At 69.4% G+C, this 23,517-nt stretch carries 23 protein-coding genes; 13 read left to right on the forward strand and 10 right to left on the reverse strand.

Features of this window, described 5'->3' with window-relative positions:
* Positions 1 to 25: 25 nt before the first annotated feature.
* The gene (locus CUJ89_RS29135; RefSeq protein ID WP_114180746.1) at positions 26 to 1,000 is read left to right on the forward strand and encodes an AraC family transcriptional regulator; all 975 of its coding nucleotides are present in this window, start codon (positions 26 to 28) and stop codon (positions 998 to 1,000) included.
* Positions 997 to 2,034 carry a LysR family transcriptional regulator gene (locus CUJ89_RS29140; RefSeq protein ID WP_114180747.1) on the forward strand — a complete coding sequence of 346 codons (1,038 nt, stop codon included), beginning with the start codon at positions 997 to 999 and terminating at the stop codon, positions 2,032 to 2,034. The genes CUJ89_RS29135 and CUJ89_RS29140 overlap by 4 nt, the downstream gene beginning before the upstream one ends.
* A gap of 41 nt (positions 2,035 to 2,075) precedes the next feature.
* On the opposite strand, the gene CUJ89_RS29145 is transcribed toward CUJ89_RS29140, so the two are convergent.
* On the reverse strand, positions 2,076 to 3,194 hold the full coding sequence (locus CUJ89_RS29145) for a porin (protein WP_114180748.1): 1,119 nt from the start codon (positions 3,192 to 3,194) through the stop codon (positions 2,076 to 2,078).
* A 410-nt stretch (positions 3,195 to 3,604) separates the two neighbouring features.
* Between CUJ89_RS29145 and CUJ89_RS29150 the strand changes: the two genes are divergently transcribed.
* Positions 3,605 to 5,002, forward strand: a complete 1,398-nt coding sequence (locus CUJ89_RS29150; RefSeq protein ID WP_114180749.1) for a spinster family MFS transporter — start codon at positions 3,605 to 3,607, stop codon at positions 5,000 to 5,002.
* A gap of 219 nt (positions 5,003 to 5,221) precedes the next feature.
* Positions 5,222 to 6,202 carry a PDR/VanB family oxidoreductase gene (locus tag CUJ89_RS29155; RefSeq protein WP_114180750.1) on the forward strand — a complete coding sequence of 327 codons (981 nt, stop codon included), beginning with the start codon at positions 5,222 to 5,224 and terminating at the stop codon, positions 6,200 to 6,202.
* 18 nt (positions 6,203 to 6,220) lie between these two features.
* On the opposite strand, the gene CUJ89_RS29160 is transcribed toward CUJ89_RS29155, so the two are convergent.
* The 6 genes from CUJ89_RS29160 to CUJ89_RS29185 all read right to left on the reverse strand — a co-directional run bounded on the left by CUJ89_RS29160 (position 6,221) and on the right by CUJ89_RS29185 (position 12,101).
* Positions 6,221 to 7,141: a LysR family transcriptional regulator gene (locus CUJ89_RS29160; protein ID WP_114181616.1), complete on the reverse strand. Its 921-nt coding sequence runs from the start codon at positions 7,139 to 7,141 to the stop codon at positions 6,221 to 6,223.
* 126 nt (positions 7,142 to 7,267) lie between these two features.
* Positions 7,268 to 8,188: a LysR family transcriptional regulator gene (locus CUJ89_RS29165; RefSeq protein ID WP_114180751.1), complete on the reverse strand. Its 921-nt coding sequence runs from the start codon at positions 8,186 to 8,188 to the stop codon at positions 7,268 to 7,270.
* A gap of 67 nt (positions 8,189 to 8,255) precedes the next feature.
* Positions 8,256 to 8,954, reverse strand: a complete 699-nt coding sequence (locus tag CUJ89_RS29170) for an ethyl tert-butyl ether degradation protein EthD (protein ID WP_114180752.1) — start codon at positions 8,952 to 8,954, stop codon at positions 8,256 to 8,258.
* A gap of 3 nt (positions 8,955 to 8,957) precedes the next feature.
* Entirely contained in the window at positions 8,958 to 9,485 is a 528-nt protein-coding gene (locus CUJ89_RS29175; protein ID WP_114180753.1) for a flavin reductase, read from the reverse strand.
* Positions 9,486 to 9,523: 38 nt separating this feature from the next.
* Complete coding sequence (locus tag CUJ89_RS29180) at positions 9,524 to 10,717, reverse strand: acyl-CoA dehydrogenase family protein (protein WP_114181617.1); 1,194 nt, start codon at positions 10,715 to 10,717, stop codon at positions 9,524 to 9,526.
* A 49-nt stretch (positions 10,718 to 10,766) separates the two neighbouring features.
* Positions 10,767 to 12,101 (reverse strand): MFS transporter, encoded by a 1,335-nt coding sequence (locus CUJ89_RS29185; RefSeq protein ID WP_114180754.1) that lies wholly within the window; start codon positions 12,099 to 12,101, stop codon positions 10,767 to 10,769.
* Positions 12,102 to 12,425: 324 nt separating this feature from the next.
* Here CUJ89_RS29185 and CUJ89_RS29190 point away from each other — a divergent pair, with 324 nt between their 5' ends.
* The 3 genes from CUJ89_RS29190 to CUJ89_RS29200 all read left to right on the forward strand — a co-directional run bounded on the left by CUJ89_RS29190 (position 12,426) and on the right by CUJ89_RS29200 (position 14,674).
* Complete coding sequence (locus tag CUJ89_RS29190) at positions 12,426 to 13,709, forward strand: aromatic ring-hydroxylating oxygenase subunit alpha (protein WP_114180755.1); 1,284 nt, start codon at positions 12,426 to 12,428, stop codon at positions 13,707 to 13,709.
* On the forward strand, positions 13,706 to 14,209 hold the full coding sequence (locus tag CUJ89_RS29195; protein ID WP_114180756.1) for an aromatic-ring-hydroxylating dioxygenase subunit beta: 504 nt from the start codon (positions 13,706 to 13,708) through the stop codon (positions 14,207 to 14,209). Before CUJ89_RS29190 ends, CUJ89_RS29195 begins: the two co-directional genes overlap by 4 nt.
* A 78-nt stretch (positions 14,210 to 14,287) precedes the next feature.
* Complete coding sequence (locus CUJ89_RS29200; protein ID WP_114180757.1) at positions 14,288 to 14,674, forward strand: tautomerase family protein; 387 nt, start codon at positions 14,288 to 14,290, stop codon at positions 14,672 to 14,674.
* Positions 14,675 to 14,733: 59 nt separating this feature from the next.
* On the opposite strand, the gene CUJ89_RS29205 is transcribed toward CUJ89_RS29200, so the two are convergent.
* Positions 14,734 to 16,293, reverse strand: a complete 1,560-nt coding sequence (locus CUJ89_RS29205) for an ATP-binding protein (protein WP_114180758.1) — start codon at positions 16,291 to 16,293, stop codon at positions 14,734 to 14,736.
* 161 nt (positions 16,294 to 16,454) lie between these two features.
* Between CUJ89_RS29205 and CUJ89_RS29210 the strand changes: the two genes are divergently transcribed.
* The 5 genes from CUJ89_RS29210 to CUJ89_RS29230 all read left to right on the forward strand — a co-directional run bounded on the left by CUJ89_RS29210 (position 16,455) and on the right by CUJ89_RS29230 (position 20,619).
* The gene (locus tag CUJ89_RS29210) at positions 16,455 to 17,648 is read left to right on the forward strand and encodes an acyl-CoA dehydrogenase family protein (protein WP_114180759.1); all 1,194 of its coding nucleotides are present in this window, start codon (positions 16,455 to 16,457) and stop codon (positions 17,646 to 17,648) included.
* 104 nt (positions 17,649 to 17,752) lie between these two features.
* Positions 17,753 to 18,130, forward strand: coding sequence for a hypothetical protein (locus tag CUJ89_RS29215; protein ID WP_012365403.1), 378 nt, complete (start codon positions 17,753 to 17,755; stop codon positions 18,128 to 18,130).
* 8 nt (positions 18,131 to 18,138) lie between these two features.
* Positions 18,139 to 18,660, forward strand: a complete 522-nt coding sequence (locus CUJ89_RS29220) for a nuclear transport factor 2 family protein (RefSeq protein WP_114180760.1) — start codon at positions 18,139 to 18,141, stop codon at positions 18,658 to 18,660.
* Between the two features lie 31 nt (positions 18,661 to 18,691).
* Positions 18,692 to 19,816: an amidase gene (locus tag CUJ89_RS29225; protein WP_114180761.1), complete on the forward strand. Its 1,125-nt coding sequence runs from the start codon at positions 18,692 to 18,694 to the stop codon at positions 19,814 to 19,816.
* Between the two features lie 59 nt (positions 19,817 to 19,875).
* A complete protein-coding gene (locus CUJ89_RS29230; RefSeq protein WP_114180762.1) occupies positions 19,876 to 20,619 on the forward strand; it encodes an SDR family NAD(P)-dependent oxidoreductase in 744 nt (247 codons plus the stop codon).
* A gap of 88 nt (positions 20,620 to 20,707) precedes the next feature.
* On the opposite strand, the gene CUJ89_RS29235 is transcribed toward CUJ89_RS29230, so the two are convergent.
* Complete coding sequence (locus CUJ89_RS29235) at positions 20,708 to 21,340, reverse strand: response regulator transcription factor (RefSeq protein ID WP_114180763.1); 633 nt, start codon at positions 21,338 to 21,340, stop codon at positions 20,708 to 20,710.
* A 352-nt stretch (positions 21,341 to 21,692) separates the two neighbouring features.
* Between CUJ89_RS29235 and hpaC the strand changes: the two genes are divergently transcribed.
* Positions 21,693 to 22,238, forward strand: coding sequence for a 4-hydroxyphenylacetate 3-monooxygenase, reductase component (hpaC, locus tag CUJ89_RS29240; RefSeq protein ID WP_114180764.1), 546 nt, complete (start codon positions 21,693 to 21,695; stop codon positions 22,236 to 22,238).
* A 26-nt stretch (positions 22,239 to 22,264) separates the two neighbouring features.
* On the opposite strand, the gene CUJ89_RS29245 is transcribed toward hpaC, so the two are convergent.
* Positions 22,265 to 23,515 carry a YbfB/YjiJ family MFS transporter gene (locus tag CUJ89_RS29245; RefSeq protein WP_114180765.1) on the reverse strand — a complete coding sequence of 417 codons (1,251 nt, stop codon included), beginning with the start codon at positions 23,513 to 23,515 and terminating at the stop codon, positions 22,265 to 22,267.
* Positions 23,516 to 23,517: the final 2 nt, after the last annotated feature.

Genomic DNA, 23,517 nt, shown 5'->3' on the forward strand with positions numbered 1-23,517 from the left:
GACACATCCGACCCGAGGCCCTCGAATGGATATCGCCCTTTCCCGCCATGCACCGAACCGGCTCGGCACGCTGCATGCGCCCGACGAAGTCGAACGTGCGGTCGCGCACCGGCTCGGGCCGCACCGGATGGCCGCGCATGGCCGCGATCCGTTTCGCGCGGAGCTGTACGAGGTGCCGCTGCATCACGGCGCGCTGCTCGAACTCTGCTACGGCCGCGAAACGCGCATCGACTTCGGCGACGATGCCGATCACTTCCTGTTCCGGCTGACGCTGTCGGGCGCATGCGAGCTGCAGGCCGGCGCCGTCGTCGCGCGCGCCGGCCCCGGTGAGTTGACCGTGTCGTCACCCGCGCTCGCGAGCCGCCTGAGCACCAGCCCCGATTGCCGCAACCTCGTGCTGCGGCTCGAACGCGGTGCGCTCGAACGCAAGCTGCAGGACCTGCTGCACGCGACGCTCACGCGCCCGCTGCAATTCGAACTCGCGGCCGGCGGCGCCGGCGCGGGCGCCGCGCTCGTGCTGCCGACGTTCGAATACCTGTGCCGGCTCGGCGCGCAACCGGACATCGGCACGGCCGCGACGGCGTTCGGCGCAGACCTCACCGCGTGGCTGATGTCGCTGCTGCTCACGCACCTGCCGCATTCGTACAGCGACGCGCTGGCGCGCGGCACGCCACCACTGCCGGCGCACGTGCGCCGCGCGTGCGACCACGTCGACGCGCACCTCGGCGAGCCGCTCGCGCTCGCCGCGCTGGCGGCCGTCGCGGGCGTCGCGCCGCGCACGCTGCAGCATGCGTTCCGCGCGTTCCTGCACACCTCGCCGGCCGCGTATGTACGCGAGCGCCGGCTCGCCGCCGTGCACGTGGCGCTGCAACGCGGCGACGCGCGCAGCGTGACCGACGTGCTGATCGCGCACGGCATCCATGGCTTCGGCCATTTCGCGAAGGCGTATGCGCGGCGTTACGGCCACGCGCCTTCCGTCACCGCGAGGCAAACACGATGATGCATCCCGCAACCGGCCGCCCGGCGGCCCCGCCACGCGCCGAATCCGCGCCGCACGACGGCGACGCGCCCGACGGCCTGCGCGTGCAGGATCTCGATCTCAACTTGCTGAAGACGTTTCGCGCGGTCTACACGGAGCGGCATGTCGGCCGTGCGGCGCTGCGGCTCGGCGTCACGCAGCCGTCCGTCAGCTACGCGCTCGGCCGGCTGCGGCTGATGTTCCGCGACGCGCTGTTCGTGCGCACCGGCATCGGCGTCGAGCCGACGCCGCGCGCGCAGCGGCTCGCGGTGTCGGTCGACAAGGCGCTCGCGATCCTGCAGGACGTGCTCGACGAAGGCTCGCGCTTCGCGCCGGACAGCACGCAACGCGTGTTCCGCCTGCACATGAGCGATTTCGCGGCGAGTGCGTTCCTGCCGAAGCTGCTCGCCGAATTCGATCGCCGCGCGCCGGGCGCCGTGATCGAGACGCTGCATGTCGACGAATGCCAGCTCAACGTCGCGCTCGAATCGGGGCGCATCGATTTCGCGCTCGGTCATTTCGCCGACGCATCGAGCCACTTCCAGCGCACCGCGCTGCTGCACGAGCGCTGCGTGCTGTTGATGCCGCGCCGCACCGCGCAGCGCGTCGCCTTGCCCGACGATTTCGTGCTCGACGGCGCGGCGCCCGACGCGCTGCGCTTCGTCGCGGTCACGTCGCATCCGCAGTCGATGCAGTTGCTCGAACGGCACGGGCTGATGCCGCGCGTGCGCGCGGCGCTGCCCGATTTCATGGTGGTGCCCGCGCTGCTGCAGGACGGCGATTACGCGCTGATCCTGCCGGAGACGATCGCGATCACGTTCGCGGCGCGGCAGCCTTGCACGCTGTACGAAATCGCCGGCGCCGGCGAGTGGGCCGTCAACGCGTACTGGCACCGGCGCTTCGACGCGGACCCCGGCCATCGCTGGCTGCGCGCGCTGCTGCTCGAACTGTTCAATATCGGCCAGCAGGCGCCGTTCGACGCATGGCTCGCGCCGCAACCGCCCGCCTGCGCATAGCGGCGCGCGCAGGCACGGGCGGATCGGGCCGCCCGCGACGATCAGAACGACGTGAGGATGCCTGCGACGATCGAGCTCGCCGTTGCGCCCGGTTTGGCGACCGCGACGCCGCCGCCCGCCGCGCCGTTGACGACGAAGCGCGCATGCGCGCCGTTGCGCACCATCGCGGCGCCCGTGTACAGCACCGTGCGCTTCGACAGCGGATAGTCGAAGCGGATGCCGTACGAATCGGCGTTGCCCTCGCTATCGGCCACCTTCCGGTAATGGCCGACGCTCAGCAGCAGCGACGCGCGCCCGATCGGCACCGTCGCGCTCAGTTCCATGATGTCGCTGTGCGGATACGCGCTCTGGCTGTCGATCGCGGTCGCGACGTCGGGCCCGCCGCGATGGCGCAGGTACAGCGCGGCGACCTTCACGACGTTGAAGTCGTACGAAATCGCGCCGACCGTGTAGTTGCCGTTCGCGGCCGGGCTCGTGTCGCCGAGCGCGGACGCGGCCACCGGGCTGAACTTCTGCTGCATGTAGTCGACGTCGACCGACAGGCCGCCGTGCACGTAGTTGAGCCCCGCGCCGTACGTGTCGCCCAGCGTCGCAGGCTGCCCGGCCGCGCCGTTCGTGCCGCGCGCGGCCATCGCACGCAGCATGAAACCCGCGTAGCGCGGCGACGTGTAGCGCATCGAGTTGCGCACGCGCAGGAACGCCGGCCCGACGAAGTTGTTGGTCGCGTTGCCCCATGCAAGCCCCGCGCCGAGGCCGGGCAGGCTGTACGTGACGAGCGTGGTGTGCACGATCGTGTAGAGCTCGCCGAACTGCACGCCGCCGAACGGCCCCGTGATGCCGACCCACGCCTCGCGGCCGAACAGCGCGCTGCTGTTCGACAGCGCGCCGCTCGCCGCGTTGAAGCCGTCCTCGAGCTTGAAGATCGTCGCGTAGCCGCCGCCGAGATCCTCGACGCCCTTCAGCCCCCACTGCGACGCGAACAGGTTGCCGCTGCCCATGCGTGTCACGTGGTTCGGCCCGGCGTTCGCGTATTCGATCGCGGTGTCGACGCGGCCGTAGAGCGTCACGCTCGATTGCGCGGCAGCGGGCAGCGCCATGCAGGCGAGCAGCGCGGCAAGCGGTACGGCAAGCCGGTCGGCCCGCCCGTTCGGATGGTTCATCTTCGTCGTCCCGTAGAAATTCCGGCGCCTGTCGGCATCGCGCCGTCTGGTGTGAAACGCGTTCGCCGCAAAGGGCCAACGCTGCCGATGAAAAACGGGCCGAGTCTAGGAACGACAATTTCGGACGTCGACGCAACGCGCTCTATAACGCTTATAGATGCGCCGCATGATGCGCGCGCGCCCCGCCGCACGCGCGCTGCGCGGCGGCCGGCGCGCACGGCCCTGGTGTTTTCTTTATCCGGGTCGGTAAATGTCTGTGTGGCGCGGCTGTCACTCCGGCTATGGCGGCCGAATTTGGCCGACTACGCTGCGTCTCCGATCGTGCCATCCGCACGCTTTCGCGCCGCGACGGCGCCCGGCCCGCCAGGCCGATGCCGCGCTTCCCCACCGCCCGCTCCTGGAGAATCCGCATGTCCGCACCCACGGCCCGCGCTGCCGACGGCAAGCGCTATACGTATGAATGGTATGTCGTCGTCATCTGCATGCTCGCGTACGTCTTTTCGTTCGTCGACCGCCAGGTCCTCGTGCTGATGATCGAACCGATCAAGCGCGACCTGCAGCTGTCCGATACCCAGTTCAGCCTGCTGAACGGCTTCGCGTTCTCGCTGTTCTACGCGGTGATGGGGCTGCCCGTCGCGTATCTCGCCGACCGCTACGCGCGCCCTCGCATCATCTCGATCGGCATCGCGCTGTGGAGCGTCGCGACGGCCACGTGCGGGCTCAGCCAGCATTTCGTGCAGATGTTCATCGCGCGCATGGGCGTGGGCGTCGGCGAAGCCGCGCTGTCGCCCGGCGCGTATTCGATGCTCGCCGACTACTTTCCGAAGGAGAAGCTCGGGCGCGCGATCGCCGTGTATTCGCTCGGCTCGTTCATCGGCGGCGGCGTCGCGTTCCTGATCGGCGGCTACGTGATCGCGCTGCTCAAGCATGCGAGCGCGTTCACGCTGCCGGTCGTCGGGCAGGTGCATGCGTGGCAGGTCACGTTCCTGATCGTCGGGCTGCCGGGGCTGCTCGTTGCGCTGCTGTTCGCCGCGACCGTGCGCGACCCGCAGCGCAAGGGGCTCGCGCAGGACCGCTCGGGCGCCGTGCGGCGCGTGTCGATGCGCGATTCGCTGCGCTTCGTCGGCACGCACCGCGCGACCTTCGCGTGCCACTACCTCGGCTTCTCGTTCTACGCGATGACGCTGTACTGCCTGCTGAGCTGGACGCCCGCGTTCTACATCCGCCGCTTCGGGATGACGGCCGTCGAAGCCGGCTACACGCTCGGCATCGTGCTGCTGGTTGCCAACACGGCCGGCGTGTTCTGCGGCGGCTGGCTCAACGACTGGCTGCTGCGGCGCGGCCGAAGCGATGCGCCGATGCGCGCCGGCGCGATCGGCGCCGCGTGCATGGTGATCCCCGCGACGCTGTTCACGCAGCTCGACCACCTGCCGGCATCGCTCGCGATGCTCGTCGTCGCGATGTTCTTCGCGTCGTTCCCGATGCCGACGTCGACCGCCGCGATGCAGACGCTCGCGCCGAACCAGATGCGCGCGCAAATCTCCGCGCTGTTCCTGCTCGTGTCGAACCTGATCGCGCTCGGGATCGGCACGACCGTCGTCGCGCTGTTCACCGATCGCGTGTTCGGCGTGCCGGCGGCGGTCGGCCACTCGATGTCGATCGTCAACGTCGCGGCGGCCACGCTCGCTGCAGTGCTGCTCACCGCCGGGTGCCGGCACTATCGCCGCAGCCTCGATCGCGAACGCGGCCATGCGCCTGCAGCGGCGCCGCAGGCGGCCGATGCCGGCGACGCGATCGCCGCGCGCTGATCGCTGACCGCTGATCGCCGATCGCCGATCGCAGCCGGCGACGGGCGACGGGCGACGGGCGACGGGCGACGGGCGACGGGCGACGGGCGATTATCCATCCCACTGATTCCGGCATCGCTTTTTAATCGATTTGATTTATGCGATGCCCATCCCTATTCTCGATCGCATGACGGCGCGGTGCCTGCCGCGCCGCTTTCCTCCTACCCCACGGAATTTTCCATGCAAGCGAACCGCCACCAGGTCCGGATCGACGCGCTGATCGACGCGGCGCAGGACATCCGCTGTTTCCGGGTTTCGCGCGTCGACGGCCAGCCGTTCGACGCGTACGAACCGGGCGCCCATATCGACGTCACCGCGCCGTCGGGCGTCACGCGGCAATACTCGCTGTGCGGCAACCCCGACGAGCGCGGCAGCTATCTGTTCGCGGTGAAGAAGGAAGCGCAGTCGCGCGGCGGCTCGCGTTCGCTGCACGACGATGTGACGGTGGGCGCCGAGCTATCGATCGGCGCGCCGCGCAACCTGTTTCGTCTGACCGATAACGCGAGCGAGCACGTGCTGATCGCGGCCGGCATCGGCATCACGCCGCTGCTGTCGATGGCGTATGCGCTGCACCGGCGCGGCGCCCGCTACCAGTTGCATTACTTCGCGCGCAGCCGCGAACACGCGGCGTTCGTCGACGCACTGTCGGCCGAACCGTTCGCATCGCACGTGACGTTCCACTACGGCGTCGAGCCCGACGCGCTCGCGGCCGAACTCGGCCGCTGCGTCGAATTGGTCGATGCGCACGCCCATGTCTATACGTGCGGCCCGGCGCCGTTCATGGATGCGGTCGTCGCGGCAGCCGCGCTGCGCGTTCCCGACGATGCGATCCATCTCGAACGCTTCGCGGCGGAACCGGCCGTCGCCGATGCGAATGCCGATGCTGGCCCGGCCGACGGCTTCGAAGTGCGCCTGCAGCGCAGCGGGCAATCGGTACGCGTCACGCCGGACACGTCGATCGTCGACGCGCTCGCGCGCATCGGCATCGAAGTCGATACGTCATGCGGCGAAGGCGTCTGCGGCACCTGCATGGTGCCCGTCATCGACGGCGAGCCCGATCATCGCGACCACTGCCTCAGCAAGGCCGAACGCGCGAGCAACACGGTGATCTGCTGCTGCGTGTCGCGCGCGCGCTCGGCGGTGCTCGTTCTCGATCTCTGACGTGCGCGGGCCGCGCCGTCACGCGTCGTCGAAACGCTCGACGATCTCGGCCAGCAACGCGCGCATCCACGCGTTGCCCTCGTCCTCGTGGAAGTGCTCGTGCCAGTGCATCGTCACCGGCGCGGCCGGCAGCGTCACGGGCAGGCCGTAGAGCCGGAACGCGTTGTCGCGGTTCAGGATCTGCGCGAGCCGCTTCGGCAGCGTCGCGTACAGATCCGTGACCGACAGCACGCTCGGCAGCGCGACGAAGTGCGGCACTTCGAGCGCGATGTTGCGGCCCACGCCCTGCGCGCGCAACGCGTCGTCGAGCGCATGGTGGCTGTGCTCGACCGATTTCACGTTGACGTGCGCGGCGCGCACGAATTGTTCGAGATTCAGCGCGGCGCCGGTCGGCAACCCGCGGCGGCGGCCCGTCATGCACACGTAGGTTTCCTCGAACAGCACCTGGTGGCGCGTGCGCGGCATCAGTTCCGGCAGGTTGCCGATCGCGAAATCCAGCCGGCTCGCACGCAGCGCCTCCTCGATCTCCTCGACCGGCAGCGGCTGCACGCTCAGCATCACGCGCGGCGCGCGCTCGCGCAGCGCCTGGCAGATCGCCGGCAGGTACGCCATCTCGCCCGCGTCCGACAGCGACAGCCGGAACGTGCGCGTGCTGGTCGCCGGATCGAAGCGTTCCGCGTAGCGCAACGCCACGCGCACCATGTCGAGCGCCTTGCCGACGATGCTCGCGAGTTCGAGCGCCACCGGCGTCGGCTGCATGCCCGAGCGCGTGCGCACGAACAGCGGATCGTCGAACAACGTGCGCAGCCGGCCGAGCGAATAGCTGACGGCCGGCTGCGACAGCGCGAGCCGCTCACCGGCCTTCGTCAGGCTGCGTTCCTCGACGATCGCCTGGAATACGCGCAACAGGTTCAGATCGAGATGATCGACCGACGTCATGACCGCCTCCACTATTCGTCAAATTGATGCGTGAACGCATTCTAAATCAGTGAAGCGGATATTTTCGCGCACGACGCCGCGCCGGCGAACGACCGGCCGCGATGCGGCATGCGCGCGGGATGGCCGTCAGGCTTCCGGACGATGGAACATCTCGTGGATGACGCCGCGCAGCCAGGCGATGCCCGGGTCCGACGAGAACTGCATGTGCGTATGCATCTGGATCTCGATCGGCGGCAGCACGAACGGCAGCGGAAGAATCCGGAACGCGCGGCCGCGGTTGAAACGCTCGGCGACGCTGCGCGGGAAGATGATCGCCAGATCGGTGTGCTGCACGATTTCCGGCGCGACGATGAAATGCGGCAGTCGCAGCACGACGGTGCGCTCGACGTGCAGCTCGTCGAGCCACTTCTCGACCATCCGGTGGCCGGTCGCATTGCTGCTCGCGTAGATGTAGCGCAGCGCCGTCAGGTCCTCCTGCGTCGGCGTCCGCTTGCGCAGCGGATGCCCGGCCCGCACCATGCACACGTGCTCGTCCGAGAACAGCGTTTCGCTTACGCAGCCCGGGCCCGGATCGGGCACGTAGCCGAGCGCGAGATCGATCTCGCCGCTGCGCATCGCGGCGCCGACCGCGTCGACCGCCGCGCTCGCGATGTCGACGCGAATGCCCGGCGCGACTTCCGCGAGCCTCGCCAGCAGCGGCGGCAGGAAATAGAACTCCGACATGTCGGACATCGAGATGCGGAAGCTGCGGCTCGCGGTAGCCGGATCGAAATGCGCGACCTGCTGCACCGCGAGATCGATGATGCCGAATGCGCGAGTCAGCGGACCATGCAGCTGGCGCGCCGCATCGGTCGGCGCCATGCCGGCCGGCGTGCGCACGAACAGCGGATCGTCGAACAGATTGCGCAGGCGTCGCAACGCGTGACTGACGGCCGGCTGCGTGAGCCCGAGCCGCTCGCCGGCCGCGGTCAGGCTGCGCAGCTCCGAGATCGCGAGAAACACCCGCAGCAGGTTGAGGTCGGTGACGACCGGATGGGATTTGGTCATGGCGCTCGTGAGCCGCGGCGGATGTGCGTCGAAACGCCGGACAAGCGGCCGCGCGACGCGGCGCAGGCTACTCGGCCGATGTTATCTCAAAAACTTCGCTCGCCATCGGGAAATGCGGCGTGGCGCCCGTGAACGGCGGCAGCGCGTCGAAATCGCGGCGCATCAGCAGGCGGACCGGCGACGCCAGCGCGTGCTCCAGTGCACCGGCATCGTCGAACACGACCTTGTTGCGCTGCATCGCGTGCGCGCGCGGCACCGGCAGCGCCGTCCGGTAATCGACGCGCGTGTAGATCTCGATCGCGCGGATGCCCGGCAATTGCGCCATCAACGGCGGATGATGATCGAGATAGTGCGACAGCCACGCGTTCGGGTCCGCGGCCTCGCCGTCGTAGCTGACGAGGTAGGTGCAGCTCTGCGCGGCCGCGCGTTCGGCGGCCACCGGCATCCGGCGCACGGCCATCGCCTGCTGGACGACGCGCCGCCCCGCCGCCTGCCATCGCGCGACGCATGCGTGTGCGGCGCCCGTCGGCGCGAGCATCGCTTCGAGCGTGCCGAGATCGGCGAAATAGCATTGCAGCACGCACGCGGGCGACGCCGGCCGCGCAACGGGGTCGGCGCGGTCGGCGGCCAGCGCGACGGGCCGATGCACGACCAGCTGCGTCAGCCCGGGCACCGCGCGCAGCGCCGCCACCGCATCGTCGGTGCCGGGCGGCGGCGCGCCGGCGTCGCCGCCATGATCGACGACCAGGAACAGGCAGACTTCCATGCGTCACCCCGCCTGCGCGGCAAGCGGATGCGCGAGCCGGTGGAACGCGCGGCCGAAATAGATCAGCCCGTCGGCCGCCGAATGCAGCGCGATATGGTCGATCTCGACGAACATCACCGAATGGGAGCCGACCGACTTGCTGTCGATGATGCGCCCTTCGAGGCTGACGTTCGCGTCCGCCAGCACCGGGACGCCGGTTTTCCCGTCCAGCCAGCGCGTGTCGTCGAAGCGCGCGTCGCCCGGCGCCGGCGTCATCCCGGCGAACGCCCTCGCGACCTCCTGGCACGCGGAAGGCAACAGGTTGATCGCGACGCGCCCGTTGCCGCGCATGATGTCGTGCGCGCGGCTGCCGCGATTGACGCACACCAGCATCGTCGGCGGCGTGTCGGTCACGGAACAGACCGCGCTCGCCGTGATACCCCAGCGGCCATGCGCGCCGTCCGTGGTAATGACGTTGACGCCTGCCGGCAGGCGGGACATCGCCTCGCGAAAATCCTGGCGGACGTCGTTCTGGATCAGCGCATCGTTCATTGAAAGCTCCTGCTGCGTAAAACCGCTGTGACCGCCGGTCACGGGTACGGCGTGACGGGCGCGATGCCGGCGAACACGGCGCCGGAACCGTCGTAGGTCGCCTCGCCGAGAAACGCGTGCTGCGTGACCACGATCGAATCGCGCACCAGTTGCTGCAGGCGGTTCTCCCGATAGATCGCGGCCGTGCCGGCCAGCTGGTACGCCTGCATCACGACCTTCGCGCACACCTGCGCGGCATGCGTCGCGCTCAGCCGTAACAGGTTGGCTTGCTGCGGCGACACCGGCCGCCCGGCGGCCAGCGACGCCCACGCCGCTTCCGCCGTCTCGTAGAAAAATGCCCGTGCGCTGCGCCAGTCCGCTTCGGCCTTCGCGAGGCCCTCGCGGTAGTACGCACGATCGGCGAGGCGCGGTGCGCCCGTCGTCGTCTTCGTCGCGCCGGACATCGCCGTGAGCAGGTCGAGCGCGGCCCGAGCGATGCCGACGTTCACGGCCGCATGCACCTGCGCCTGGTACGCAACCGCCGGATAGCGGTACAACGGCTCGTCGACGGTCGGCTCGCCGCCGCGAACGAACGTCCATGCTTCGGCAACGAATGCGTCATCCAGCGCGAGGTCATGGCTGCCGGTGCCCTGCATGCCGACCACGCGCCAGTTCTCGACGATCTCGACTTCGCCGGCGGGAAACACGGCCGTGAACGGCTTGCCCGGCGCCCCGCCATCGCCCGGCGCGCCGCCGATGCCGACGCCGATCCAGTCCGCGCCCTTACAGCCGCTCGCGAAGCGCCAGCGCCCCGTCACGCGGTAGCCACCCGGCACGCGCTGGGCCGGCTGCAGCGGGTAAAGCCCGCCCGCGAACACCTGGTCGGGGCCGTCCGCATAGATCGTGCGCTGCGTGTCGAGCGGCAGCGCGGCGAGGTAGGTATTGGCCGAGCCGAACGCCGCGACCCATGCGGCGGACCCGTCGGCGGTCGCGATCCGTTCGAGCATCGCGAGGAACACGTGCGGCGGCAGCGCGTCGCCGCCGAACCGGCCCGGCGTGCCGGCGCGAAAGATGCCGGCGCGCTTCATCATCGCGATCACGTCGCGCGGCACGTGCGACAGCCGGTCGAATTCGTCGCGCCTGCGTTCGACCTCGGCGATCACTGCGTCGAGAGACAGCGGCGACCGGTCGGCCGGATGCGGCGGAATAGGCGCGTCGGGCACGACGGCGCGAATCACGGAATTGGCTTGCATGGTGACTTCCTGAAAGGACGAAGGATCGGAACGAAAGACGATGCGACCGTCAACGCGATCGGGCCGCATCGCGCATCGCCTTCGGATGGGTTTCCGGCGCGAAGCAGGTCGCGACGACCGTGACCGCGCCGAGGATCACGAGATAGATGACGATCGGCGTCGCGCTGCGATAGTGCGCAAGCAGCGCGGTCGCGATCACCGGCGACAGTCCGCCGCCGAGCACCGACGCGATCTCGCGGCCGATGCCGAGCCCCGAGAACCGCAGGTGCACGGGCAGCAGTTCACTGATGAACGCCGGCTGCGCGCCTTCGAGGATGCCGATCGCGATACTGTTGGCCAGGATCAGCGCGACGATCACGTGCGAGAACCGGCCGGACTGCAGCAGCGTGAAATACGGATACGCGATCAGCACGACGGCGACGGCGCCGAGCAGGTAGACGGGCTTGCGGCCGATCCGGTCGGTCAGGCGGCCCGCGAGCAGCGTCACCGGAATCATCAGCAGCATCGAGATGACGAGCCCGCTCAGCAGCATCGATGCGTCGAGGCCGATGAACTTCCCGTACGCGAGCGAGAACGCGAAGAACAGATACGACACCGCGCCTTCACCGAAACGCAGGCCGAACACGGTCAGCACCTCGCGCGGGCACTCGCGCAGCACGTCGACCAGCGGCGTCGCGCTCGCACGCCGCGCCGAGCGCGCTTCGGCGAATTCCGCGCTTTCGCCGATCGAGCGGCGCATCCACAAGCCGAACCCGACCAGCACGATGCTCGCGAGGAACGGGATGCGCCAGCCCCAGCGCTCGATATCGGCCACCGGCAACTGCTGCACGAGCAGAAAGGCCGCGGTCGACAGCACGAAGCCGAACGCCGCGCCGCACGGGCTCCACGCGGCCAGCGCGCCGCGCCGGTCCGCCGGCGCGTTCTCGTGGATCAGCAGGATGCTGCCGCTCCATTCGCCGCCCGCGGCCAGCCCCTGCAGCACGCGCAGCAGCACGAGCGCGACCGGCGCGGCGATGCCGATCTCGCGATAGGTCGGCAACAGCCCCATCCCGACCGTCGCCGCACCCATCGTCAACATCGTCAGCATCATCACGGTCTTGCGGCCGTAACGGTCGCCGATGTGGCCGCAGATCAGCCCGCCGATCGGGCGCGCGACGAACCCGACCGTGAAGCCGCCGAACGCCGCGATCGTGCCGGTCAGCGGATCGCTGCCGACCGGAAAGAACAGCTTGCCGAACAGCAGCGCGGCCGCCGTCCCGTACAGGAAGAAGTCGTACCATTCGAGTGCCTGCCCGAGCACGGCCGTCGTGACCGCACGTCGGACCGCATTCGTGCTGCGTGAAACGGGCAACGTAACCGCTGAAAGAGGCGCTGGTGAGTTCATGGGGTGTCGGGAATAAGGTCAGTTATCCTGCTTATCCGGTATCCGGCGGCAGGTCCGCGATCGAATCTGTGCACTGCGTCCGACCAACGATAAGAGCGCAGCCGGGCCCGGTCAAATTCCCGCCAAAAATGGCGCCCATGAATCGCATGCATGCGCACGACGGACCGCGAGTCGCCCGCCTAATTATCCATCCGGCTTATTTGATTGACTCTTTTAGATCAATTTGACGGATGGCAACGCGACGACGACACTGGTCCCGCTATCCGCACGAGGTCCGCCCGACCGGGCCTTGCACTTCCTCGCGACTCTTTCCCCACGACGACGATGAGCGACATTCCCTACCAGACGATCGACACCCGCGCGTTGCACGGTCTCGCGCAGCCCGACCGCATCGCGCCCGCGATGTATCACGACCCCGCGCTGTTCGAAGCCGAGCTCGACCGCATCTTCTACCGCACCTGGATCTGGGTCGCGCACGAAAGCGAACTGCCGCAGCCGGGCGACTTCATCACGACGACGATCGGCCGCCAGCCGGTGATCGTCGTGCGCGACAAGACCGGCGAGATCAACGTGCTGCAGAACCGCTGCCGCCATCGCGGCGCGACCGTGTGCGAATCGCACAAGGGCAACGCGAAAGGCTTCACGTGCCCGTATCACAGCTGGTCGTACGCGCTCGACGGCACGCTGCGCGCGCTGCCGTACGGCGACGGCTACGAAGGCGTATGCGACAAAGGCGACCTGCCGCTCGTGAAGCTGCGCGTCGGCGTGTACCAGGGGCTGATCTTCGCGAGCTTCAACGACGACATCGAACCGCTCGAGGATTTCCTCGGCGGCGCGAAGCCGTGGATCGACCTGTTCATGAAGCAGGGCGCCGGCTACCCGATCAAGGCGAACGGCGAGCACAAGTTCAGGTTCAAGGGCAACTGGAAGATCCAGCTCGAGAACACGACCGACCTCTATCACTTCCCGGTCGTGCACAAGTCGTGGATGAAGTCGATCGACGACGAAACGGCCGCCGCGATCACGAGCTTCATGACGAGCGAGGACGCGTTCTGCCGCGGGCTCGGCAACGGCCACAGCCTCGCGGTGCTGATGCCCGAGCTGATCGACCTCGACGAAGACGACGGCGCGCCGCTGCCCGAACGTTTCGCGCCGCTCGCGGCGAAGCTCGCCGATCGCCACGCGCCGGACGAAGTGCGCCGCATCGTTCGCTCGCTGATGGGTGTCGGCTTCAACCTGAACCTGTTCCCGAACCTCGCGCTGTCGATGGCGTTCTTCCGCGTGCTGCGGCCGATCTCTGCGCACGAAACCGAGATCCGCCACGTCGCGCTCGCGATGGACGGCGGCCCCGACGAAGCGAACCGCGAGCGGCTGCGCATCCACGAGCACTTCCAGGGCCCGTTCGGCTTCGGCAGCCCCGACGATGCGGAAGCGTGGGAGCGCGTGCAGCGCGGCGCGCATGCGGGCCCCGACGTGCCGATCCTCGTGAATCGCGGGCTGAACCGCGAGACGACCGCCGCGAACGGCGAAAAGACCGCGCATGCGACCGACGAGACCGGCATGCGCGAGGCCTACCAGCAATGGCGCAAGATGATGGAGCACGCATGATGGACGACCGCAACGCCCTTTTCTCGCAGCAGACCTTCGCCCGCGCGGTCGAATTCGTGTGGCGCGAAGCCGAGATGCTCGATCGCCGCGACTATCGCGCGTGGCTCGATCTGTGGGAGCCGGCCGGCCACTACGTGGTGCCGATCGATCCCGACGCGACCGATTTCGCGGCGACGCTGAACTATGTGTTCGACGACCACGACATGCGCGAGAAGCGCGTGCAGCGGATGCTGTCCGGCTATTCGGCGTCGGCAACCGACGCGGCGCGCACGGTGCGCACCGTGTCGCGCTTCACGCTGGAAAGCGGCAGCGCCGATACCGTCGAGCTGAAATCCGCGCAGGTCGTCGTTGCGTATAAGCGCGGCGTCGCGACGCTGTTCGCGGCCGACGTCACGCACCTGCTGCACGTCGATGCCGACGGCGAGATGCGGATCGCCGAAAAGGTCGTGCGCCTGATCGACTCGACCGAAGCGCTCAGCGCGATCGGCTTTTTGCTGTAAGCCGCCGCCGGTCGGGCGCCGCATGCGCGGCGGCTGACCGGCATCCCGCGTTTTCGCGCCCCGACTTCAAGCACGACCATGCCCACACTCGAAGTTTTCCTGCCGGCCGGCCACGACGACGCACGCAAGGCCGAACTGATCGAGCGGCTGACCGGCGCAACCGTCGACGCGATCGGCGCGCCGCTCGAATCCGTGCGCGTGCTGCTCACCGAATTGCCCGCGACCCACATCGGCCTCGGCGGCCGCAGTGCCGCGGACGGCGCGCCGCCGTCGTTGCCCGTGATCGTCGCGATCCTGATCGCCGGCCGCACCGATGCGCAGAAACGCGCGCTGATCGCCGCGCTGTCCGATGCCGGCGCGAACGTGCTCGACGCGCCGCTACAGGCCACGCGCGTGATCATCAAGGACATTCCGAACACCGACTTCGGCATCGGCGGCCAGACCGCGCGAGCACTGGGACGCTGACGATGTGTCGGGCATCGCTACGTCGGGCGTCGCTAAGCCGCCGTAACGCGACGAAGCCGCTATACGCGCGCGCCGGCGAGCGGCAGCGTCACGCGGCAGTCGAGGCCGCCGCCCTCGGCCGGGCTCGCGCCGATCCGGCCGCCGTGACGCGTCACGATGCTCTTGCACAGCGACAGCCCGATGCCGTTGCCGCCGGCCTTCGACGACGAGAAGCCGTCGAACAGCCGGTCGTGCGCGCCTTCCGCGATGCCCGGGCCGTTGTCGATCGCGCGCAACTCGGCGTGCCCGGCCACGTTCGCGGTGCCGAGCGTCAGCATGCGCGGCACGCGCTCGCAGCCGGCGAACGCCTCGATCGCATTGAACGCGAGATTCAGGATCACCTGCCCGATCAGCACGCGCTCGCAGCGGATCGGCAGCGGCGCATCGGCCTGCACGATCGCGACCGTCACGCCGGCCTCCTTCGCACGCAGTTCGATGAAATACGCGACGTCGGCCAGGATGTCGCGCAGGTCGGCGACCACGTCGGCCGGCTCGCGCTTCACGATGAACTCGCGCACGCTCTTGATGATCAGCGCCGCATGCTCGGCCTGCCGGTCCGCGCTGCGCAGCCCCCAGATCACGTCGTCGACGGCGCCGTGCCCGTTCAGCCGCCGCACCGCGCCTTCGATGAAGTTGCGCACGGCCGCGAGCGGCTGGCTCAACTCGTGTGCGATCACGGTCGCCATCTCGCCCATCGCGTTGTAGCGGCCCGCGTATTCGAGCATCCGCGCCTCGGCGCGCCGCGCGTCCTCGATCGCGACTTCGTCGCTGACGTCGCGGAAATGCACGAGCAACCCGTCGAGATCGCCTTCGATCTCGACCTGCCGGCACGTGATGCGCAGCCAGCATGTCGAGCCGTCGCGCCGCACGATCCGGTAGCGTTGCGGCTCGGACGGGCACGTCGACGGCGCATCGCGCAACTGCGCGACGAGCCGGTCGCGATCGGCCTCGCTACAGTAGTCGAGCACCTCGCCGAGTGCTTCGTCGGGCCCGAGCCCGAGCACGCGGCGCCCCGACTCGCTGATGAACTGTGCGCCGCCGTGCGGCGACACGACCGCGACGCCTTCGTCGAGATCCTGCATGAACTCGCGCAGCCGCGCCTCGTAGCGGCGCAACTGCTGGCGGATCGCCTCCTCCGCGCTGATATCGCGAAACTGCACCATCACGACGTCGTGCCCGCGCAGCGGCACATAAGTCGCGATCGCCTCCGACAGCATGTCGACGCCCGTGCGCGACCGGTAGCACCACTCGTACACCTGCGGCCCGTCGGCGAGCGCGCGGTCCATCGCGCTAACGGCAATCTCGCGCTGGTATTCGGCACTCGGTTCGGGACGCGTCATGTCGCGCGCCTTCAGCGGCAGCAGTTCCTCGACGGAAAAACCGAGCGCGATGCACGCGGCGCGGTTCGCCCACACGATCGCCTTGGACTGCGCGTCGTGCAGCAGCACGCAGGTGGTCAGCGCGTCGAGCAGCCGGTGGAAATCGTCTTCGTCGGGGAAACTCATGAGCGGATTCGGAGAAAGGCGCGCGGTGTCGCGCGACCGGAAACCCAACATAGCACCGGCGCGCGCCGCCCGCATCTGAAGATTTCTTTAGTCCGACACAGAACGTCACCAGTCGCACGGCCCAACGCACCAATTGCTGGGTGTTTTCGGCGTTTCTAGACTGGCTGCATCGTCGTGCCGCACATCTCTACGCATGCCGCCCCGCATTCGAACCCTTATCCGCCCAGGAGACACCCATGCCCCAAGCCGTCCTCGCTATCGAACCCGCGCCGACTTCGCCGCCTGTGGCGGGCCCCCCGGCCGGGCAGTTGTCGCCGCTCGACGCCGTGATCGAAACCGTCGCCGCGCGCCGCGAAGAATTCGACCGCCTGTCGCACGTGCCGCGCGACGTGATCGCGCTGTTCAAGCAGGCCGGCATCTATCGCGCGGGCACGCCGCGCCGCTTCGGCGGCGACGCGCTCGCGCCGACCGCGTTCCTCGACATGATCGAACGGATCGCGACCGCCGACGGCTCGGCCGCGTGGGTCGCGAGCTTCGGCTCCGCGAACGTCTATCTCGCCGCGCTGCCGCTCGACACGCAGGCCGAGCTGTACGCGAGCGGCCCCGACCAGGTGTTCGCGGGCGGCCTGTTCCCGGTGCAGCCGGCGCAGCCCGCACCCGGCGGCTGGCGCGTGAACGGCACGTGGAAATTTGCGAGCGGCTGCAAGGGCGCCGACTGGCTCGGCGTCGGTATCGCCGTGCCGGGCACGCAGGACGCCGCGCCGAACAAGCCGCGCACGGCCGTGTTCCGCGCCGCCGAGGTCGAGATCGTCGAGAACTGGAGCGTGGTCGGCATGCAAGGCACCGGCAGCCACGACCTGCGCGTCGACGATCGCTTCGTGCCCGAGGCCTGGACCTTCGTGCGCGGCGGCGAGCCGACCGTCGACGAGCCGCTGTACCGCTATCCGACCGTCGCGTATGCGGCGCAGGTGCTGGCCGTCGTCAACCTCGGCCTCGCACGTGCGGCGCTCGATGTCGCGAACCGCATGTCGGGCGGACGCCAGACGACGACCGGCGCGCCGCGCCTCGCCGATCGCGCATATTTCCGCATCGAGCTCGCGAAGGCCGAGGCGCAGCTGCGCTCGGCGCGCGCATTCTTCTACGATGCGACCGACACGGTCTGGCAATCGATCCTCGCCGGCAACCCCGTGACGCCCGACCAGGTCAGCCTGCTGCGGCTCGCGGCCACGCACATCGCGCGCGAAGGCGCGAGCGTCGTCGAACGCGCGTACCGCCTCGGCGGCACGGCGGCGATCTATCGGTCGCATCCGTTGCAGCGGCTGCTGCGCGACGCGATGGTCGTCACGCAGCACGCGTTTCTCGCCGAAGGCAACTTCGACGGCGCCGGCGCGGTGTTCACCGGCGTCACGCCGTTTCCCGGCTATCTGTAACTTGCGTCGGCTGAAGCCGCTTCCTTGAAAGTGCATGAAGCCGATGCCGAAGCACCGTCGCCGGCCGGCTCATGCACGCAACCGATTCCTCTGGAGAACCTGCTATGTCCGATTCGAATCCGCTGCCGCTGCGCGTCCTGTTCTGCTGCGGCGTGTCGCAAAACTTCTTCGACCTGCCGCGCGAGCAAATCGGCGAAGTGTGGCAGGCGTACGGCGCGATGCTCGCCGCCGTCGAAGCGATGCCCGGCGTGCGCGTGCTCGGCGTGATGGACGACGATCGCCTCGTGGTCGGCCAGGCCGACGGCGCGCCGTGGACCTTCTACATCATGGCCGACGTCGCCGATTTCGACACGACGGTCGCCGTGTGCAACCTGTATCGCACGACGCCCGTCGGCGAATACAACCTGTGGCGCTACGGCAAGATCGAGGCGCGGGTCGGCCGCGCGCTGACCGTGCCGCCGGCCGCGCGGCCCGCGTCGTGAGGCATGCGATGACCGACCTGTCACCCGACGTGATCGCCGCGCTCGCGCAGCGTGTGGCGGCGCTCGACGCCGAGCGCGCGGTGCGCGCGACGATCACGCGCTACATGGCGCTGTGCGACGTGCCCGAGGATGCCGGCGACGGCCCGCCGCTCGCCGGCCTGTTCACGGCCGACGCCGTGTGGGAAGGCATCGGCCCGCAGTACGCGCGCAAGTTCGGCCGCCTCGAAGGCACGGCCGCGATCGTCGCGATGCTGCGCCGCTATCTGCCGCCCGATCCGCACTTCTCGGCAAACCTGCATTTCCTGACGTCGGAGTCGATCGAGGTCGGCACCGGCAACGCGACCGCGCGCGGCCGCTGGATCATGCTGCAGGCGTCGCGCTATGCGAGCGGCACGGCCGAGCTGATCGCCGCGCGGCTGACCGTCGATTTCGCGCCGGCCAGCGACGGCTCGACCTGGCTGATCCGCCATTTCCGCACCGAGCGCGTGCTCGACGGCCCGTGGCCGCTCGCCGCCGCGCCACGGTCGTGATGCTTCCCACTGCTTCCGCACGAGACCGACCATGACAGGCTTCATCGACACCTTCACGCTCGGCGGCCCGGGCCCGACGATCGCGATCAAGGACACGATCGACATCGCGGGCCATCCGACCCGCGCGGCAAGCCGCGCGCTCGCCGATGCGCCGCCCGCCGCACAGCACGCGGACGTGGTCCGCCTGCTGCTCGACGCGGGCTGGCAGATCGCCGGCAAGGCGAACATGCACGAGCTCGCGTTCGGCATGACCGGCATCAACGACTACACCGGCACGCCGGTCAATCCGCAGGATGCGTCGCGCATTCCGGGCGGCTCGTCGAGCGGTTCCGCGTCGCTCGTCGGGCTCGGCATCGTCGACGCGGCGCTCGGCACCGACACGGGCGGCTCGATTCGCGGGCCAGCCGCGTGCTGCGGCGTGTCCGGGCTGAAGCCGACGTTCGGTCGCGTGTCGCGGCGCGGCGTCGCGCCCGCCGACACCACGCTCGATTGCGTCGGGCCGTTCGCACGCGAGATCCGCACGCTGGCTGCGGTGATGGCCGCGATCGCGCCGGGCTTCGATCGTGCGCGCGCGGCGGCCTCTTCGGCAGGCTGCACGGTCGCGCACGTCGCCGTCGATGCCGATCCGGCGATCGCCGCCGCGCTCGATGCGGCGGTGCGCACGTCGGGCCTGCGCTCGCACGCGATCGTGCTCGACGCGATGCCGGCCGCGTTCGCCGCGGGGCTCGCCGTGATCAACGCGGAAACGTCGCGCGCATTCGGCCATCTGGTCGCGACGGGCAGGCTCGGCGCCGATCTCGATGCGCGGCTGCGCATGGCCGCGACGACCACACCGGCCGCGCTCGATGAAGCCGAAGCCGTCCGCGCACGCTTCACCGCGCAGGTCGACGCCGCGCTCGAACACGCGGACGTGCTCGTGCTGCCGACGCTGCCCGCGTTGCCGATTACGCTGCAACAAGCGCGCGACGGCGTATCGGTCATCGCGATGTCGTCGCTGATCCGGCCGTTCAACCTGAGCGGTCATCCGGCGCTCAGCATGCCGCTGCCGCTGGCCGGTTCGCCGCTGAAGGCCGGCTTGCAGATCGTCGGGCGCAAGGGCGCGGACGAACACGTGTGCGCGATCGCCGCGCATTTTGAAGCGGCACTCGCCGCATGAACCACGATGCGTGCGCCGCTTCGACATGCGCGCGCACGCGAACCAGGGAATCACGCACCATGTCAGATCGAGTCGTCCTCGTCACCGGCGCCGCGCGCGGGCTCGGCGCCGTCATCGCCGAGCGCTTTCATGCGGCCGGCTACCGCGTCGCGCTGGCCGACATCGCCGCCGACGCCATCGATGCGCATGCGCGCGCACTCGACCCCAACGGCGAACGCGCAATCGCGCTGCCGCTCGACGTCACGTCGAAGCGCGATTTCGAAGCCGCGCGCGATGCGCTCGTCGCGCGCTGGGGCACGATCGACGTGCTCGTCAACAACGCGGGCGCATCGAAGGTCGTGCCCGCGATGGAGATCACGGCCGAGCAGTTCGACCAGGTGATCGACGTGAACCTGCGCAGCGTGCTGTTCGGGTGCCAGGTGTTCGGCCAGTATTTCGCGACGCGCGGCGCGGGCCGCATCGTCAACATCGCGTCGCTCGCCGGGCAGAACGGCGGCTCGGCGACGGGCGCGCACTACGCAGCGGCGAAAGGCGGCACGCTGACGCTGACCAAGGTATTTGCACGCGATCTCGCTTCGCAGGGCGTGACTGTCAACGCGATCTCGCCCGGCCCGCTCGATCTGCCGATCGTCCATGAAAGCGTCGCGCCGGAAAAACTGCGTCAGGTGCTCGCGAGCCTGCCGGGCGGCAAGCTCGGGTCAGCCGGTTTCGTTGCGGACGCAGCCGTGTTGCTCGCGTCGGGCGACGCGCATTTCGCGAACGGCGCATGCTGGGACATCAACGGCGGGCTGTACATGCGCTGAGCGGCGGTCAGCATCGATTGCGCGGTGCCGACCGGTGCCGCGCGCGAGGCACGTTCGGGTGCGGCTGCGTCCGTGTGCATGCGGACCGCTATCGCAACGACTCCCCGTCGTCGCCCCACACGACCATCACGTCGCGCACGAGCGCGGCGATCGACGTTGCGCCGAGCTTCTCCTTGATGCTCGCGCGATGCACGTCGACGGTCTTCACGCTGATCGACAGGTCCGACGCGATCTGCTTGCTGCCCTTGCCGTCGACCACGCCGCGCAGCACTTCCTTCTCGCGCGCGGTCAGCGCATCGAGCCGCTGCCGCAATTCGCGATGACGCTGGCCGACCGCATGCCGCTGCTGCGCGAGCCGCAGCGCGCGCTGCACGCGCTCGAGCATCTGCTGCGAGTTGTACGGCTTCTCGACGAAATCGATCGCGCCGTTCTGCAGCGCGCGCACGGACATCGGGATGTCGCCGTGCCCGCTGACGAAGATCACCGGCAGCGTCGCGCCGCGCGCATTCAGTTCGGCCTGCACGTCGAAGCCGCTTTTCTCCGGCATCCGCACGTCGAGCACCAGGCACGCGGGCAGGTTCACGTCGAAGCGCGCGAGAAAGTCGGCGGCGTTCGCGAACCCTTCGGACGCGATGCCGACCGATTCGAGCAACCACGCGAGCGACGTCCGCATGCCGCTGTCGTCGTCGACGATGTATACGATCGGAGCGGGTGGCGTCATCGCGGGTGTCTCGCTGAGTATCGGTATGGGTATCGCACGCGGCGCGCACGAAGCCGGTTGCCGGCTTGTTGCGCGCGTCGTTCGCTGGGGGTGTGCGGCACATCATAACGAGCCGAAAACCCGCTGAATACCCCTTCAAGTGCCGCACGAACGCGCAATCGCGCTTTTTTTCGCGCGATGCGCCGCGCATCTAGGTAGAACCTTTAGATGCGTTGGCGAGAACGCCATCTCCATCGTCAATCGTGCGAATGGTCGTCCGCATTTTCGCGACGTACGCTTGGGTCATCGTCGACGATTCGCCGCTGTACCGACAGCGCGCGCGATCGCCGCTTTCGTCCAACCAGGAGCGCCCATGTCTTCCACGACCGATATCCAGCGACCGGTGCGCGTCGAACCGTCCGACGCGCAGAAGGCCTTCCGGCAAGCGATGGCCCACCTCGGCGCGGCCGTCAACGTAATCACCACCGCCGGGCCGCACGGCCGCTGCGGAATCACCGCGAGCGCCGTCTGCTCCGTCACCGATGCGCCGCCGACCTTGCTCGTGTGCCTCAACCGGTCGAGCGCGATGCACGCGACCTTCGAGCGCAACCGCCATGTCTGCATCAACGTGCTGCCGGCCGAGCACGAACTGCTCGCGCGGCATTTCGCGGGGCTCACCGATCTGCCGACGGAGCGGCGCTTCGACCTGCCCGTGTGGGATCGCGGCGAGCAGGACGTGCCCGTGCTGCGCGACGCGCTCGCGAGCCTGCAGGGCACGATCGCCGAGATGAAGGAAGTCGGCTCGCATTCGGTGATGTTCATCGAGGCGACGTCGATCCGCGTGCGCGACGACGGCGACAGCCTCATCTACTTCAGCCGCGCGTTTCATCGCGTGTCGCGCACGGCGTGCGTGCGGTGACGGCCCGGCGGCCCGCCCGGGCCTGACTACGCGGACGCACGCAACGCGCGCTGCCCCACCGCAAGCGCGGCACCCGCAAACAACGTCAGCGCCGAATACACGAGCCCGCGCGCGAGCCCCGCGCTGTCCGACACCCAGCCGATCGCGACAGGCCCGACAATCTGACCGAACGCGAAGACCGTCGTGAACGCGCTGATCCCTTTCGCCCAACCATCGGGTGGCAGGTTGTGCCGCACGAACGCGGTCGTCGATGCGACGGCCGACAGGAACGTCGCGCCGAACAGCACACCCGATGCGAACGCGGCGACCGGATGCACGAACATCGCAGGCATCAGCGTCGCGACGCCGAGCAGCGCGTTGAGCACGGCCAGCGCCTGGCCGCCGCGCATCCGGTCGAGGAGCCCCGACCACAGCCGCGCCGACACGACGGTCGCCACGCCAAGCATCACGTAGAACGCGGAGACCACCGTGCCGCTCATCCCCGCACCGCGCAGCAGCGCGACGATGAACGTCATGTAGCCGATGTAACCGACGCCGAAGAGGCCGTAGCCGGCCAGCGCGAGCGCGAAGCGGGTCGGGCTCGCGCTGGCGGCAGGCACCGCGCCGTCGCGCGGCGCGGCCGGTGCCGCATGCGCGCGCTCGATGCGGCGCGCGGCCGACACGGCCACCGCCGAGAACAGCACGCAGGCGAACGCGAGCGCGAACCACGCGGGCTGCCAGCCGTGCGCGCCATGCGCGAGCGTCGCCGGCACGAGCAGCGACGACGCGACGATGCCCCACCCGGTACCGCCGTAATAGAGGCCGAGCAGCAACCCTGCATCGCGCGGCGACGCCGACGCCAGCCGCGCGGCCAGCACGCCGCCGCTGATGAAGATCAGCGCGCTGCCGACGCCCGTCGCGAGCCGCTGCGCGAGCAGCGCGTGCATGTCCGACGTGAACCCGCACGCAGCCATCAGCAACGCGGTCAGCGCGCAGCCGGCCGCCAGCAGCGTGCCCGTGCGCCAGCGCCGCGACAGGAGCGGAAACGCGAGCGCGCCGATCAGGTAGCCGGCCGCGTTCGCCGTGTTCAGCGCGCCGGCCTGCGCGAACGTCCAGTCGAGATCGGCCTTCATCGGCGGCAGCAGCAGCGCATACGAAAAGCGCGCGAGGCCGAGCGCGATCGCGCTGCCGAGCGACAGGCAGATCGCAAGCCGCCACGCGGCCATGCGGTCGGGGTCGGTCGTGCCGGCGTCCGGCCGCGATGGGCCGGCTCGCTCCGGTTGCGTCGCTGTGGGCATCA

Source organism: Burkholderia pyrrocinia (genome assembly GCF_003330765.1).
Lineage (GTDB): Bacteria > Pseudomonadota > Gammaproteobacteria > Burkholderiales > Burkholderiaceae > Burkholderia > Burkholderia pyrrocinia_B.